Source organism: Microbacterium sp. MYb66 (assembly GCF_002979435.1).
GTDB lineage: Bacteria > Actinomycetota > Actinomycetes > Actinomycetales > Microbacteriaceae > Microbacterium.
In genome coordinates this window covers 68,353-82,679 of sequence record NZ_PCOV01000009.1, presented here as the reverse complement: position 1 = coordinate 82,679, position 14,327 = coordinate 68,353, and the positions used below count along the sequence as shown (strand labels likewise).

Here is a 14,327-nt window from a genome sequence, read left to right as displayed (position 1 = left end):
GCCTTCGCGTCGCCGGTGTCCTGCTGGTCAGTCCCCGGCGAGGGATGCCGCGCCGATGATGCCCGAGTTGTTGCGGTGGATCGCCGGGACGATCGGCGTCTTGAGGTCGAGCAGCGGAAGGAAGTCACCGGCGTTCTTGGAGACCCCGCCGCCGACCACGAACAGGTCGGGGCTGAAGAGGAACTCGATGTGCGAGTAGAACGCCTGCAGGCGCTCCGCCCACGCGGCCCAGCTGAGGCCCTCGCGCTCACGTGCCGAGGTCGCGGCATACGTCTCGACCGACTCGTACTCGCCGAAGTTGAGGTGCCCGAGCTCGGTGTTCGGCAGCAGCACCCCGTCGTAGAGGAAGGCGGATCCGATGCCGGTGCCGAGCGTCGTGAGAAGCGTGAAACCGCGCACGTCCCTGGCTGCTCCGTGGCGGGCCTCGGCGACGCCGGCGGCATCCGCGTCGTTCACGAACACGATGTTGCGGCCGAGTCCGTCGCGGAAGAAGCGCTCGGCATCGAAGTCGATCCATTCCTTCGACACGTTCGCCGCGGAGAGCGTCTTGCCGCGCTTGACGATCGCCGGGAAGGCGACCCCGAGCGGCAGCGTCGAGTCGTGCACGTCGAGCGTCTTCAGAACGGTCTGCACGGCGTTGAGGACATCCTGCGGCGAGGCGCCTTCCGGAGTGGGGACCCGCACCCGGTCGGATGCCATGATTCCGTGCTCGAGGTCGACGATTCCTGCTTTGATTCCCGTGCCGCCGATGTCGACGCCGATCGCTTTTGCCATGGGCGATAGCTTAGCGACCGCGGTGCGCGCCAGTAGGATCAATGACATCACGTGAAGAAGGGGCAGACATGTCTGACGGTGACCACAAGTACTGGTACAACTCCGAGACCGGCGAGGTCGAGTTCGGCATGATCTCGCCCTCCATCGACCGCATCGGTCCGTTCGACACGGAGGCCGAGGCCCGCCGTGCCCCCAAGGTCGTCGAGGAGCGTTCGCGCGCCTGGGCCGAGGAAGAGGCCGTCGAGCAGGGCTGGGACGTCAAGGGCGACGCAAAGGGCCAGGGCGCAGAGTAGTCATGGATAAGCAGAGGGACTTCGTCCTCCGGACCATCGAGGAGCGCGGCGTCAAGTTCGTGCGGCTATGGTTCACCGACGTCATCGGCACGCTGAAGTCGGTCGCGATCGCTCCGGCCGAAGTGGAGGGCGCATTCGCCGAGGGCATCGGATTCGACGGCTCGGCGATCGAGGGTCTGACCCGCACCTACGAGTCCGATCTGCTCGCCCAGCCCGATCCGACGACCTTCCAGACGCTGCCGTGGCGCGGTGAGATCGATCCGACCGCGCGCATGTTCTGCGACCTGACGACTCCCGACGGCCAGCCGGCGGTCGCCGATCCCCGGCACGTGCTCAAGCGCACGCTCGCGAAGGCCGCTGATGCCGGGTTCACGTTCTACACGCACCCGGAGATCGAGTTCTATCTGCTCAAGTCGTCGTCGTTCGGGCCCGACGGTCCCGTTCCGGTCGACTCGGCGGGCTACTTCGACAACGTTCCCGGCGGCACGGCGCACGACTTCCGTCGCCGGTCGGTTCGGATGCTCGAAGACCTCGGCATCTCCGTGGAGTTCAGCCACCACGAGGGCGGCCCCGGCCAGAACGAGATCGACCTCCGTTATGCGGATGCCCTCACCACGGCCGACAACATCATGACCTTCCGCACGGTGATCAAGGAGGTGGCGATCGAGCAGGGCGTCTACGCGACGTTCATGCCGAAGCCGCTCAGCGATCAGCCCGGCAGCGGCATGCACACCCATATGTCGCTCTTCGAAGGCGACCAGAACGCCTTCTACGAGGAGGGCGCGAAGTACCAGCTCTCCAAGACCGGTCGGCACTTCATCGCGGGTCTCCTGCGACACGCGAACGAGATCTCCGCCGTCACGAACCAGTTCGTGAACTCGTACAAGCGGCTCTGGGGTGGCGACGAGGCGCCGAGCTTCGTCACCTGGGGGCATGCGAACCGTTCGGCCCTCATCCGCGTGCCGATGTACAAGCCGAACAAGAGTCAGTCGTCGCGCGTCGAGTACCGCGGCATCGATTCCGCCTCGAACCCCTACCTCGCCTACGCGCTGCTGCTCGCGGCAGGACTCAAGGGCATCGAAGAGGGCTACGAGCTGCCGCCCGAGGCAGAGAACAACGTGTGGTCGCTGAGTGACGCCGAGCGGCGTGCACTGGGATACGAGGCGTTGCCCGCGAGCCTCGACCACGCTCTGGAATACATGGAGGCATCCGAGCTCGTCGCCGAGACGCTGGGGGAGCAGGTCTTCAACTACGTGCTGCTCAACAAGCGGAAAGAATGGGAGGCCTACCGCGGCCAGGTCACCCCGTTCGAGCTGAAGAGCAACCTCGAACTGCTCTGACCTGCGCCGATGGCCCGACCGGACGACTCCGTCTCCCTCTCCGCCCTGGCCAGGCTCGGTTTCGCCGAGTTGAGCGAAGCGGCGACATCCCTGTCCGAGTTGGCGACGGTTCTCGGAATCTCGCGATCGTCGCTTCTCGAAGGAGCGGATGCTGCCGACCCCGACGCCGCGGTACGGGGATTGGTCCGTGTCGCACGTCGGGACGCCGGACCCCTGAAGGCTCTGCTCGAAAGCGCGGAGACGCGTCACCGCGTGTGGCGGGTCTTCGGTGCCTCGGAGGGGCTGGCCGACTTCTTCCTCCGGCATCCCGACCAGCTCTCGGTGCTGGGCGAGCCTCTCGACGTCCTGCCGTCGCCGGAGTCGCTCCGTGCGCAGCTGCTGGCATCGGTCGGCGCCCGAGATGGCTTCGCGACGTCAGCGGACGATGCGGCGGTCGTTGCCGTGCGTGTCGCCTACCGACGCAGTCTCGCCGCGACCGCCGCCTATGACCTGACCCACCCCGAGCCGAAGACGGTGGTCGCTGCGGTGTCCGCTGCACTGTCGGACGCCGCCGGAGCGGCCTTGGAGGCCTCGCTCGCGATCGCACGCGCGCGCCTCAGCGAGACCACCCCGCAGGAGCAGGTGGCGGCGACGCGGCTCTCGATCATCGGCATGGGAAAGGCCGGCGCTCGCGAGCTCAACTACGTCAGCGACGTGGATGTGATCTTCGTGGGCGGCACCAGCGACGAGGAGGTCGTGACGGAGGCCCGCGCGATCGACATCGCGACGCGGCTGGCCCGCGAGACGATGCGCGGTCTCGACAGCATCGAGGTGGAGCCCCCGCTGTGGGAGGTCGACGCCAACCTGCGGCCTGAGGGCAAGCAGGGCGCTCTGGTGCGCTCGCTCGCCTCGCACCTCGCCTATTACGATCGCTGGGCCAAGAGCTGGGAGTTCCAGGCGCTCCTCAAGGCACGACCCCTCGCCGGGGACGCCGACCTGGGCGCCGAGTACATCGAGGCGGTGCAGCCGAAGATCTGGTCCAGCGCCGCCCGCGAGGATTTCGTCGAGAGCGTCCAGCGGATGCGCGAGCGCGTGACCGAGCACATCGATCCGGACGACGCTCCGTATCAACTCAAGCTCGGCGCGGGCGGTCTGCGCGATATCGAGTTCACCGTGCAGCTGCTTCAGCTGGTCCACGGCCTCACCGACGAGTCGATCCGCACGCGCGGCACGCTCGAGAGCCTCGATGCTCTCGTCGCCGGCGGGTACATCGGACGAGCGGATGCCGCGACGTTCGCTGACGACTACCGCATCCTGCGACTCATGGAGCACCGCCTGCAGCTGCGCGAACTGAGCCGCACGCATCTGCTTCCGCGCACTCCCGCAGGTCTGCGAGTACTGGCGCGCAGCACGGCCCTCGCCGAGAGCGGCGACGGTGTGTGGACGCGGTGGGAGGCGGTGCGTCGCGAAGTGCGCGAGATCCACACCCGGCTGTTCTACCGTCCGCTGCTCAGTGCCGTGGCCAGTCTCCCGGAGGAGGAGCGCACGCTCTCCACGGCGCAGGCGCATGACCGCCTGGCGGCCATCGGGTTCCGCGATCCCGCGGGCGCCCTGCGGCACATCGGTGCACTCACGACCGGGCTCAGCCGCAAGGTGACGATCCAGCGGGCGCTGATGCCGATCATGGTGCGGTGGTTCGCCGATGGAAGCGACCCGGACTACGCGCTTCTCGCCTTCCGCCGGATCAGCGAGCGCCTCGGCGACACCCCGTGGTTCCTTCGCATGCTGCGCGATTCCTCCGGCGCGGCCGAGAGCCTCACACGGCTGCTGTCCTCGTCGCGCTACGTGGGGGAGCTGCTGGAGTGGATCCCCGAGTCGGTCGCCTGGCTCGACAGCACCGAACGGCTGCGTCCGCGCGGTGCGGCCGCGCTCGACGAAGAGGCGCGGGCCATCCAGACGCGTCACGAGACCATCGGCGAGGCCCTTCGAGCGGTGCGGGCACTGCGCCGTCGCGAGCTGTTGCGGACCGCGATGGGGGCCGTCCTCGGCGTGCTGACGATCGAGGAGGTGGCTGTCGCGCTCACGGAGATCACCGAGGCGACCATCCAGGCGGCCCTGCGCGCCGTCATCCGCGAGGTGGTTCCCGATGACGCCGCAGAGCTCGACTTCGCCGTCATCGCCATGGGGCGCTTCGGAGGTGCCGAACTCGGTTTCGGTTCGGACGCCGACATCCTCTACGTGTACGACGCGAACGGTGTCGACCCGCAGCGGGCCCAGAAGCTCGCCACGCAGATCGTGGCAGGACTCCGCGAGCATCTCACCGATCACCGGGTCCCGCTCGATCTCGACGCCGACCTTCGGCCGGAGGGGCGCAACGGGCCGGTCGTGCGATCGATCGGGGCGTATGCCGAGTACTACCGGCGCTGGTCGCTCTCCTGGGAGGCGCAGGCCCTGCTCCGTGCGCGGGGCGTGGCCGGCAGCGCGAAGCTCATCGAGCGGTTCACGGCCCTCGCAGACACGATCCGCTACCCGGAATCGGTCGACCTTCAGGGCACGCGCGAGATCAAGCGCATCAAGGCCAGGGTCGAGGGTGAGCGGCTGCCGCAAGGCGCCGATCCGCGGCGACATCTGAAGCTCGGTCCCGGCACGCTCAGCGATGTCGAGTGGCTGGTGCAGCTGCTTCAGTTGCAGCACGCGCACGCTATCCCCGGTCTCCGGACGACCGCGACACTCGGTGCGCTGGACGCGGCCGTCGCGGCAGATCTCGTGGAGGAGGGCGACGCCGAGCGGCTGCGGGAGGCGTGGCGCCTGTCGAGCAGGCTGCGCTCGGCGATCACGCTCCTCACCGGGCAGACGAGCGATCTCCTCCCCGCCGATCGACGTCAGCTGGATGCGATCGGCAGCCTGCTGGGCTACCCCGACCGTTCGGCGACCGAGCTCGAGGAAGACTACCTCGGCGTCACGCGGCGCGCGCGCAAGACCTTCGAGGAGCTCTTCTACGGATAGCCGGACGGGTGAGTTTGCAGTATCGGGCGACGTGTCCCAAGCTGACGATATGACCCCTACGCGCATCGGCATCGTCTGGAATCCCTCGAAGGTCGATCACGACGTTCTGCAGACCGCGGTGAGCGAGGTGTTCGACGAGCAGTACGACATCCGCTGGTGGGAGACCACACCGGAGGACCCGGGCCGCGGGATGGCGCGGGAGGCTCGCGAAGACGACCGTGGCATCGTGATCGCCGTCGGGGGAGACGGCACGGTCCGCGCGGTCGCGGAGTCGCTGGCGGGTTCGGAGACCGCTCTCGGGATCGTCCCGCAGGGCACGGGCAACCTCCTCGCGCGCAATCTCGAGGTACCACTGAACAACGTCGCCGCAGCGCTCCAGAGGGTTCGGGACGCCGAGCCGCGTCGCATCGATCTCGGTTGGGTGTCGTATGACGGCACCGAGCACGCGTTCGCCGTCATGGTCGGCTTCGGCGTCGACGCGCAGATGCTGGTGGAGACCGACGACGACCTCAAGTCGAAGGCCGGTTGGCTGGCCTATGTGGAGGCGATGGGCCGTGCCCTCGCCGGCACCGAGATGACGGACATCACTCTCGCGATCGACGGCGAGAAGGCGGTCGCGGTGCGCGGCCACACCATGCTCATCGGAAACTGCGGGATGGTGCAGGGCGGTATCCGTCTGCTCCCGGACGCCGTCCTCGACGACGGCAAGCTCGACGTTCTCATGATCAGCGCCGACGGGGCGCTGCAGTGGCTGGACACCTTGCGCTCCTTCGTCTGGGACAACGGCATCCGTCGCCTCCTCGGCGCGACGGATGAGGCCGTCAGCACCGATTCCGCCCGTCATCTGCCGGTCGAGACCGTCTCGGTGGAGCTGAAGACGCCACTCGTGTTCGAGATCGACGGCGAGGAGATGGGCGAGGTCTCCTCCTTCGACGTGCGGGTGGAGCCGGGCGCGCTGCTCGTCCGCTGAGGCTGCTCGCGCTCCGCGAAGACTCTGACGCCGATCAGGGGGTGGTCGCGGGGGGAACGATCTTCCGGTCCTGCGCGGGGAACGTCACCTTCTGCACGATGATGATGATGCTCGCCGCGACCGGGATCGCGACGAGCGCGCCGAGGATGCCGCCCAGCGCGCCGCCGGCGACCGCAGCGATCACGACCAGGGCTCCCGGTACGGCCACCGCCTTGCTCATGATGCGCGGTGACAGCACATATGCCTCGATCTGCATGTAGATGAGGTAGTAGATGATCGCGATGAGTGCGGTCACCGGCGAGACGAAGAGGCAGATCAACGAGTTGATGATGGATGCCGTCAGCGTCCCGACCAGCGGGATCATCGATCCGATGAAGGCGATGAGTGCGAGCAGCGCGGGTACCGGCGCTCCGATGATGCTGAGGAAGATCAAGCTCAGGATGCCGTTGATGAGCGCCAGGCTCGCCTGCCCGATCACATACCGGCCGACGGCCCCGGAGACGTCCTCCAGCAGGCCGCTGAAGGTGTCGCGCTGGTAGGCGGGGACGAAGCGGGCCGCGACGTGCTTCATGCTCCGCAGGGAGGCCATGAAGTAGAGGGTCAGGATGAGGACGATCGTGATCCCGGTGAATCCACCGGCGATCCCTGCCCCCACCGCGAACACGCCACCACCGATGTCGAGGAAGTTGTCCGGATCCTGCACGAAGTCGAGGACTCCCTGCACCGCATCGTCGATCGTGGAGCCGAACTGGCCGCTGACATCCTTGAACCAGGCACTGGCCATGAAGTCCTCGACCATCTTCGGTCCGTCCTTGATCAGATTGCTGATCTGCTCCACGAGGATCGGGACGATGGCGAGGATGATGCCCGCGAAGGCGAGGACCACGCCGGCGACGACGATGGTGACGGCGGCCGGACGCGGGAGCTTCTTCTCGATGAAGGTGACGATCGGGTCCAACCCGAGAGCGAGGAAGATCGCCACTCCGATGTAGACGAGCACGGTCGCGAGTTGCCCGACGACGCTGCCGATAGCCAGTGCGACCAGCACACCGAGCGCGCCGAGCAGTCCGAACTTGAACGGGTTCGTCCTGGCATACGCGGCGACCGTATTGGACGGCTGCGCCGGGGTGGCCTCCGACGGCGTCCGCAGCTCGGTGTAAGCGGTCACTCTTCTACGGCGCATGATTCCCCCGGTCGACGGTCAGACTCACCAGTTGATCACCCGGATCACGTGCGGTCAAGCAGGTCGTGCGGCGTGGCGATGTCTGCTCTCTCAGCGCGTGTCGGCGGCATGCACGGCCGCTCGTCGCGACGTGACGCCGAGCTTCCGATAGATGGATCTGATGTGGGTCTTCACGGTGGGGTATGCGACGCCCAGATGCACGGATATCTCCTCGGCCGTCATCGTCGTGCGCAGAGAGGCGAGGACCTCGGTCTCTCGAGGGGTGAGCACGCCGGTCAGATGCCGAGCCAACTGGCCTCTTCGCTCCAGCACGACACGGAGGAAGTTCTCGCTGCGCGATCCACGATGGGCGTGCGCACCGAGGAGATCGCCGATGATCGGGTCGTCGGAGAGGAAGGGCGCGACGATCCCTTCGGGAGCGGCTGCATCGAGTGCGCGTTCGAGGGTCTCGTGCGCCTCCGCCCCGTGACCCGCGCTGGAGCGGAGCGCCGCAGCGGTGACCAGCGTGCTCACCCTCGCGTAGCGGGGGAGGGCAGACGCCGATGCGAGCCGGAGCGCCTGCGCGGCCAGGGCGGGCTCGTCGAGGACCCGGTAGAGCTCGGCGAGCACCGCGTGAGCGACGGCGGCACCGGAGCGGGCGAGTGCGGGCGCTGCGATGCTTCTCGCGCGTTCGTCCCTCCCATCCGCATGAGCGAGCAGCGCCGAGACCACTCGACGCAGGGTGTCCCACGGGATGCCGTGCTTGTCGGCCCTGCTCACCCCCTGGAGCAGGCCGGCTGCGGTGTAGTACCGGTCCTCGCGTCTGAGGGCGACGAGGCTCATCACGAGGTAGAGACGGGCGAGTGCCTCGAAATTGTGTCCTGAACCGCTCTCGCTGACGACAGCCTCGAGCCGGGTGATCGCCTCGTCGTAGTTCCCGCGCCAATAGGCGATGGTGCCGCGATTGGCCTCGGGAAGTCCCCCTTCGAAGAGGTCCCAATCCGACGGCGAAGGTGAGACGGGCAGGGCGTCCAGGGTCTGCTCGGCTTCCGTGAAGAGGCCGGCGTGGGTCAGGGCGAAGGCGAGGTTGGACTGCGCGAGGCGGAAGGTCTCCGCACGTCCGTGTAGGCGTGCCTCGTCCGCCGCCGACCGGAGTAGTCCGATCGCGTCGGCGAGATCGCGGCGGAGTCGGACCTCCGTCCAGCCGAGCAGGAACAGAGCCGAGGGATAGTCGTCGTCGGGCCCGCACCCGGTGAGCGCATCGCGGGCGCGGTCGGCGGCCGCGGCCTTCGTCGTGGCGTCGGTGGCGAGCAGGAGCTCGGTGAAGCAGACGACGAAGTCGTCGTCGGCGATTCGCAGCCCCTGGCCGCGCAGGAAGGCCGCTCCGTGCGAATCGCCGAGGAGGTCTCGGCAGCAGGCGCGGATGAGCAGCACATGCGAGTCGTGCGGTTCGGGGTGCGCGAGGCACAGCTGCTCGAGCTCGCGGGTGCGGGATTCGAGGATCAGGCGGAGCCAGTTCCGGCGCAGATTCGCTCGGGCGTGTGCCGGATCGCTGGGGGAGAGGTCCTCGCGGACGGCATCGATCACGGGTCAACGATATCGGCGTCGGAATCAGCGTGGATCGAGGATGACGGGAGATCTCATCCGACGAGGATGACGAGCGCGTCCGAAGGTCCCCCAGGCGGAAAGAATCGCAACGAGGCCCTGCTCCGGGCCGCGTCCGGGGCGGGCCACCCGACCCTGACCTTCGCATCGCGACGTGCCGTGTGCTCCGCGAGAGAAAGGAACGCCATGTCCGTCACGAAAGTGAACGTCCGCAACTTCGCTCGGGCGGAGTCCGACCTGATGTTCTCCCGACTCGCCGCCGGGATCGGACTCGGCACGTGGAATCACACGCGGGGGCTGAAGTCCCTCGACGACCAGCCCATCATCCGGCAGAACAGGGACACCCTCTACAGCAGCGCCATCATCGATGTACGCGAGGGGGTCACGCTCACGCTGCCCGAAACCGGTGGGCGTTACATCTCCGCATTCGTCGTGAATCAGGATCACTACGCGCCGTTCCTGCTGCGCGAGCCCGGCGAGCACGTGCTCACCCGCGAAGCTGTCGGGAGCGACCATGCGGCGGTCCTGGTTCGCATCCTCGTCGACCCGAACGACGCTGACGACGTCGCCGCGGTGAATCGCCTCCAGGACGGGCTTCGTCTCGAGGGCGGCGGCTCGGGAGAGTTCCTGCTCCCCGAGTACGACGAATCGTCGCAGTCGGAAACCCGTGACGCTCTGCTCGCCCTCGGCCGCGGCGTCTCGACCTACGATCGCGCGTTCGGCACGAAGGAGGACGTGGATCCGGTCATGCACCTGCTGGGTGCCGCCGGCGGGTGGGGTGGCCTGCCCGAGTACGAAGCGACCTATATCAGCGTCGACGAGGGCCTGCCCGTCGCCGACTACCGCCTGCGCTTGACGGACGTTCCTGTCGACGCCTTCTGGTCCGTCTCGCTCTACAACGCCGCTGGGTACTTCGAACAGAACGATCTCGGGGTGAACAGCATCAACAGCCTGACAGCGACCGCGGACGATGACGGCGGAATCACCATCCACTTCAGCGCGCACCCCGTAGGCCTCACGAACGCGCTGACGATCATGCCCGGCTGGAACTACACGTTGCGGCTCTACCGACCGCGCCTGTCCGTTCTCGACGGCACCTGGGTCGCGCCACGACCCGAAACGATCTGACCCCACGGACGATGCCTGCCTCTCGGAAGGAACTCCTATGGCCACCGTGATCGACCGTCGAGTCCCGTTGCGCAGCGCTCCCAATCTTCGCGATCTCGGCGGCTTGCCGGCCGATGGAGGGCTGGTGCGCACTCGTGCGGTGTATCGGTCGGCGACTCTTGCCCGCCTGGAGGGCGATGACCTCGAAGCCTTCCGCAGACTCGGCGTCGCGACCGTCTACGACCTGCGCACCGCGGGGGAGCGCATCGCCTCTCCGGATCGCCTACCCGACGGCGTGAAGCTCGTGGGATTGGACGTGCTGGCCGACAGCACGACCGATGTCGCGGCCGGGGTCGGCCAACTCGCATCGGACCCCGCTGCTCTCGCGGCGTCGCTCGGTGAGGGGCGGGGCGTCGCCCTCATGCGGGATTCCTACCGGAACATCGTGAGCCTTCCGTCCGCTCTCGCCGCATACCGGTCGTTCTACCTCGACCTGATCGATCCGGTTCGCTCGGGCGCAGCGCTGTTCCATTGCACGACCGGCAAGGATCGCACGGGCTGGGCCGCCGCTTCTTTGCTCCTTCTGCTCGGCGTGAGCGAGGAGGACGTGCGTGCCGACTACCTCGAGACGAACGCCGACCTGCTCCCCGCCCTCCAGCCGCTCCTCGCCGTGGCAGCCGCGAAGGGCGTCGACACCCAGCTCCTCCTCCCGGTGCTCGGTGTCCGTCGCGAGTACCTCGAGGCCGCCATCGAAGAGGCGCGCACACGGTTCGGCAGCGTCGAGGGGTATGCGACAGAAGGACTCGGGCTCGACACCTCGGATCTCGAAGCACTGCGTCGCCGGTTCGTCGTGCATTCGGGCCGATGAGGGCGCTCACCGCGATCGACGTCCTCCTCGATCCCGATGAGCCGATGCGGGCGTTCGCGGCGGATCTGAACGGGCGGATGCTCGCGAGCATTCCCTCGCCCCCCGGATTCGCGCTCGACGAGAATCACCGCCCGCACGTCACGGTTCTGCAGAGGTACGTGCGCACCGCAGCACTCGACCAGGTGTGCGAGGCGATCCAGGAGGTGCGCGCATCGGTGGATCTGTCGACGCTGCGCCTCACCGCCCGCGCTCTGACTCACGTGGTGCTGCAACCGTCGATCGGCATCGCCGTGATCGAGGTCGCGCCCGGTCCCGATGTCCTGTCGTTGCAGGCGCGTCTCATCGAGGTGCTCCAGCCGTTCACGGAGCGGGGAGGCAGCGCCGAGGCCTTCGTGCGCACGCCCGCCGAACCGGATATCGGTGAGGAGACCGTCGAGTTCATCGAAGACTATGTGCCGCGGCACAGCGGCGCGAACTACGTCGCTCATGTCACCGTCGGCCTGGCGGCTCCGGAGGACCTCGCCGTTCTCGAAGCGGCACCGTTCCCGCCGTTCACCTTCGCCGCGGACGCGCTGAGCATCTACCAGCTCGGGAACGCCGGGGCCGCGGCGCGGTGCCTGCAGACCTGGAAGGGATGACGGCATCGCGCCGCTCCGGTCGGAACGCGGAAGAGCCCGCCCCAGCAGAAGCTGAGACGGGCTCTTCGCGATGTGCTGCGGTCGTCAGACGCCGAAGTACAGCTCGTACTCGAACGGGTGCGGGCGCTGGGCCATCGGCAGGATCTCGTTCTCGTACTTGTACGAGATCCAGGTCTCGATGAGCTCCTTGGTGAACACGCCGCCCTCGAGGAGGAACTGGTGGTCGGCCGCCAGGGCGTCGAGCGAGTCGAGCAGCGAGTTCGGAACCTGCGGGATGTCCTTGGCCTCCTCGGGCGGAAGCTCGTAGAGGTCCTTGTCCACCGGCTCGTGCGGCTCGATGCGGTTCTTGATGCCGTCGAGGCCCGCCATCAGCTGCGCGGCGAAGGCGAGGTAGGGGTTTCCGGAGGCGTCGGGCGCGCGGAACTCGATGCGCTTCGCCTTCGGGTTGGAGCCCGTGATCGGGATGCGGATCGCGGCGGAGCGGTTTCCGGCCGAGTAGACCAGGTTGACCGGAGCCTCGAAACCCTTGACCAGACGGTGGTAGCTGTTGAGCGTCGGGTTGGTGAAGGCGAGCAGCGCCGGCGCGTGGGCCAGGATGCCGCCGATGTACCAGCGTGCGATGTCGCTGAGCTGGCCATAGCCGGCCTCGTCGTAGAACAGCGGCTTGCCGTCGCTCCACAGCGACTGGTGGGTGTGCATGCCCGAGCCGTTGTCGCCGTACAGCGGCTTGGGCATGAAGGTCGCGACCTTCCCCCACTCCTCGGCGGTGTTCTTAACGATGTACTTGAACTTGAGGATGTCGTCCGCCGCGTGCACCATCGTGTCGAAGCGGTAGTTGATCTCCTGCTGGCCGCCCGAGCCGACCTCGTGGTGCGAGCGCTCGAGGATGAACCCGGCGTCGATCAGCTTGAGGGTGATGTCGTCGCGGAGGTCAGCGGTCTTGTCGACAGGGCTCACCGGGAAGTAGCCGCCCTTGTAGGGGGTCTTGTTCCCGAGGTTGCCGCCCTCTTCCTCGCGGCCGGTGTTCCAGGCGCCCTCTTCCGAGTCGACGCTGTAGAAGCTCGAGTTCGACGTGACGTTGTAGCGGACGTCGTCGAAGATGTAGAACTCCGCCTCGGGGGCGAAGAAGGCGGTGTCGGCGATGCCGGTCGAAGTCAGGTACTTCTCTGCCTTCTTGGCGACCTGACGCGGGTCCTTCGAGTAGATCTCGCCGGTGCGCGGGTTGTAGATGTCGAACAGCATCACGAGGGTGCTCGCCTCGCGGAACGGGTCGACGTACGCCGTCGTGACGTCGGGGATGAGCTGCATGTCGGACTCGTGGATGCTCGCGAAGCCACGGATCGAGGAGCCGTCGAACAGCTGGCCGTCGGTGAAGAACGCCTCGTCGACCGTCGATGCAGGAATGTTGAAGTGCTGCTGCACACCAGGGAGATCGGTGAAACGGATGTCAAGGAACTTGACGTCGTTCTCCTTGATGTAGGTCAGTACCTCGGACGAATCTTTGAACATGTACGACTCCTGTAATGCGGATCGATGGCTTCACGGCCACTCTGCAGAGTACGGACGGGGGATTTCTCTACGGTATCCGCTTTGTTTCGGGCGTGTTACAGGCGAGACGGCGTCCGGGCGGCATTTCGCGCTCGGTAGGCTGGGGGAGTGACGGATGCTGTGAACACGTACCCCGGCGAGCGACTCGGTCTCCCCGAATCCGGCCCGGGAAGCATCGCCCGTCCCGGCCGGCGCATCGGTGCACTCCTCATCGATTACGCCGCGGCGACGATCATCGCGACCGGCTTCCTCGGGTTCGACCAGTTCGCGCTGCCCACCGAGGCGGGCCTCTCGCAGTTCGCTCCGATGTTGGTGTTCGCCGTGCTGCAGATCCTCTTCATCCCGACGGCGGGGGGCAGCCCGGGGCACCGCATCCTGGGCATGCGCCTGGTCCGTCTCGACGGTGGCTGGATCGGACTGTGGCGTCCGATCGTCCGCACGCTGCTGCTCGTGGTCGTCGTGCCCGCGGTGATCTGGGATGCGGATCAGCGCGGCATTCACGACAAAGCCGTGGGCGCTGTCCTCATCCGCGCCTGAACGGAGTCAGGCCCTGCCGCGATTTCGGCGGCGCGCCTCGCGCGGTGCTCGCCCGCCGAGGAACGACCGCGCCGGGTCGACGGCGAAGCCCTGGCGCAGTGCTTCTCGACCGATGAGCATCCGGAATCCCATCTCGTCGCGGTTGCTCAGCGTGACCTCCGCCAGCACCTCGCGGTCCACGAGACGGATCAGCAGTTCGACCACGAGCCGTTCCTGGGCGTGTCCGGATGAGCTCCGCACCGCGCGTCGGTCGTGGACCGGACACTCGACGACCACGGCATCCTCTTGGCTGTCCTGCCAGGGTTTGACCTTGAAACGGACCCAGGGCTGGTCGTCCTGCTCGAACTCCACGATGTCGAACGCGTGCAGTGAGGAGGTGCGCGCACCCGTGTCGATCTTGGCCTTGAGCCAGTCGACTCCGAGATCGGGCAGGCTCACCCACTCTCGCCACCCCGTAAGGGTGTTTGAATGGGGGGTAGTCCTACTCACCTGATACATCC

At 67.3% G+C, this 14,327-nt stretch carries 13 protein-coding genes; 8 read left to right on the top strand and 5 right to left on the bottom strand.

Annotated elements, in window-relative coordinates:
- Positions 1-27 precede the first annotated feature (27 nt).
- Entirely contained in the window at positions 28-774 is a 747-nt protein-coding gene (ppgK, locus tag CQ045_RS15935) for a polyphosphate--glucose phosphotransferase (protein ID WP_029261802.1), read from the bottom strand.
- Positions 775-842: 68 nt separating this feature from the next.
- Here ppgK and CQ045_RS15930 point away from each other — a divergent pair, with 68 nt between their 5' ends.
- The 4 genes from CQ045_RS15930 to CQ045_RS15915 are packed head-to-tail and all read left to right on the top strand — an operon-like array spanning position 843 to position 6,362.
- Complete coding sequence (locus tag CQ045_RS15930; RefSeq protein WP_105725469.1) at positions 843-1,067, top strand: hypothetical protein; 225 nt, start codon at positions 843-845, stop codon at positions 1,065-1,067.
- Between the two features lie 2 nt (positions 1,068-1,069).
- Complete coding sequence (gene glnA / locus CQ045_RS15925) at positions 1,070-2,407, top strand: type I glutamate--ammonia ligase (RefSeq protein WP_029261804.1); 1,338 nt, start codon at positions 1,070-1,072, stop codon at positions 2,405-2,407.
- A gap of 9 nt (positions 2,408-2,416) precedes the next feature.
- Positions 2,417-5,392 carry a bifunctional [glutamine synthetase] adenylyltransferase/[glutamine synthetase]-adenylyl-L-tyrosine phosphorylase gene (locus tag CQ045_RS15920; RefSeq protein ID WP_105725466.1) on the top strand — a complete coding sequence of 992 codons (2,976 nt, stop codon included), beginning with the start codon at positions 2,417-2,419 and terminating at the stop codon, positions 5,390-5,392.
- 49 nt (positions 5,393-5,441) lie between these two features.
- The gene (locus CQ045_RS15915) at positions 5,442-6,362 is read left to right on the top strand and encodes a diacylglycerol kinase family protein (RefSeq protein WP_105725465.1); all 921 of its coding nucleotides are present in this window, start codon (positions 5,442-5,444) and stop codon (positions 6,360-6,362) included.
- Positions 6,363-6,396: 34 nt separating this feature from the next.
- Here CQ045_RS15915 and CQ045_RS15910 read toward each other — a convergent pair whose 3' ends face one another.
- Both CQ045_RS15910 and CQ045_RS15905 read right to left on the bottom strand, forming a co-directional pair.
- Complete coding sequence (locus CQ045_RS15910; RefSeq protein ID WP_258131106.1) at positions 6,397-7,530, bottom strand: AI-2E family transporter; 1,134 nt, start codon at positions 7,528-7,530, stop codon at positions 6,397-6,399.
- A 105-nt stretch (positions 7,531-7,635) separates the two neighbouring features.
- A complete protein-coding gene (locus CQ045_RS15905; RefSeq protein ID WP_105725461.1) occupies positions 7,636-9,111 on the bottom strand; it encodes a LuxR family transcriptional regulator in 1,476 nt (491 codons plus the stop codon).
- A gap of 204 nt (positions 9,112-9,315) precedes the next feature.
- On the opposite strand from CQ045_RS15905, the gene CQ045_RS15900 reads away from it, so the two are divergent.
- The 3 genes from CQ045_RS15900 to CQ045_RS15890 are packed head-to-tail and all read left to right on the top strand — an operon-like array spanning position 9,316 to position 11,742.
- Entirely contained in the window at positions 9,316-10,257 is a 942-nt protein-coding gene (locus CQ045_RS15900; RefSeq protein ID WP_105725459.1) for a DUF1214 domain-containing protein, read from the top strand.
- A 37-nt stretch (positions 10,258-10,294) separates the two neighbouring features.
- Positions 10,295-11,104: a tyrosine-protein phosphatase gene (locus CQ045_RS15895; RefSeq protein ID WP_105725457.1), complete on the top strand. Its 810-nt coding sequence runs from the start codon at positions 10,295-10,297 to the stop codon at positions 11,102-11,104.
- Positions 11,101-11,742 carry a 2'-5' RNA ligase family protein gene (locus tag CQ045_RS15890; protein WP_105725455.1) on the top strand — a complete coding sequence of 214 codons (642 nt, stop codon included), beginning with the start codon at positions 11,101-11,103 and terminating at the stop codon, positions 11,740-11,742. Before CQ045_RS15895 ends, CQ045_RS15890 begins: the two co-directional genes overlap by 4 nt.
- An 84-nt stretch (positions 11,743-11,826) precedes the next feature.
- Here the strand turns inward: CQ045_RS15890 and glnA (CQ045_RS15885) are convergent, their stop codons facing one another.
- Positions 11,827-13,251 (bottom strand): type I glutamate--ammonia ligase, encoded by a 1,425-nt coding sequence (glnA, locus tag CQ045_RS15885; protein WP_105725453.1) that lies wholly within the window; start codon positions 13,249-13,251, stop codon positions 11,827-11,829.
- Between the two features lie 147 nt (positions 13,252-13,398).
- Between glnA (CQ045_RS15885) and CQ045_RS15880 the strand changes: the two genes are divergently transcribed.
- Positions 13,399-13,827 carry an RDD family protein gene (locus tag CQ045_RS15880; RefSeq protein ID WP_258131105.1) on the top strand — a complete coding sequence of 143 codons (429 nt, stop codon included), beginning with the start codon at positions 13,399-13,401 and terminating at the stop codon, positions 13,825-13,827.
- 6 nt (positions 13,828-13,833) lie between these two features.
- Here CQ045_RS15880 and CQ045_RS15875 read toward each other — a convergent pair whose 3' ends face one another.
- Positions 13,834-14,325 carry an ATP-dependent zinc protease gene (locus CQ045_RS15875; protein ID WP_181156608.1) on the bottom strand — a complete coding sequence of 164 codons (492 nt, stop codon included), beginning with the start codon at positions 14,323-14,325 and terminating at the stop codon, positions 13,834-13,836.
- Positions 14,326-14,327 lie beyond the last annotated feature (2 nt).

Coding starts and splice junctions, on each gene's coding strand:
- CQ045_RS15920 (WP_105725466.1), top strand. CDS start 2,417: ATGGCCCGACCGGACGACTCCGTCTCCCTCTCCGCCCTGGCCAGGCTC.
- CQ045_RS15915 (WP_105725465.1), top strand. CDS start 5,442: ATGACCCCTACGCGCATCGGCATCGTCTGGAATCCCTCGAAGGTCGAT.
- glnA (WP_105725453.1), bottom strand. CDS start 13,251: ATGTTCAAAGATTCGTCCGAGGTACTGACCTACATCAAGGAGAACGAC.
- ppgK (WP_029261802.1), bottom strand. CDS start 774: ATGGCAAAAGCGATCGGCGTCGACATCGGCGGCACGGGAATCAAAGCA.
- CQ045_RS15890 (WP_105725455.1), top strand. CDS start 11,101: ATGAGGGCGCTCACCGCGATCGACGTCCTCCTCGATCCCGATGAGCCG.
- CQ045_RS15900 (WP_105725459.1), top strand. CDS start 9,316: ATGTCCGTCACGAAAGTGAACGTCCGCAACTTCGCTCGGGCGGAGTCC.
- CQ045_RS15895 (WP_105725457.1), top strand. CDS start 10,295: ATGGCCACCGTGATCGACCGTCGAGTCCCGTTGCGCAGCGCTCCCAAT.
- CQ045_RS15930 (WP_105725469.1), top strand. CDS start 843: ATGTCTGACGGTGACCACAAGTACTGGTACAACTCCGAGACCGGCGAG.
- CQ045_RS15875 (WP_181156608.1), bottom strand. CDS start 14,325: ATGTATCAGGTGAGTAGGACTACCCCCCATTCAAACACCCTTACGGGG.
- glnA (WP_029261804.1), top strand. CDS start 1,070: ATGGATAAGCAGAGGGACTTCGTCCTCCGGACCATCGAGGAGCGCGGC.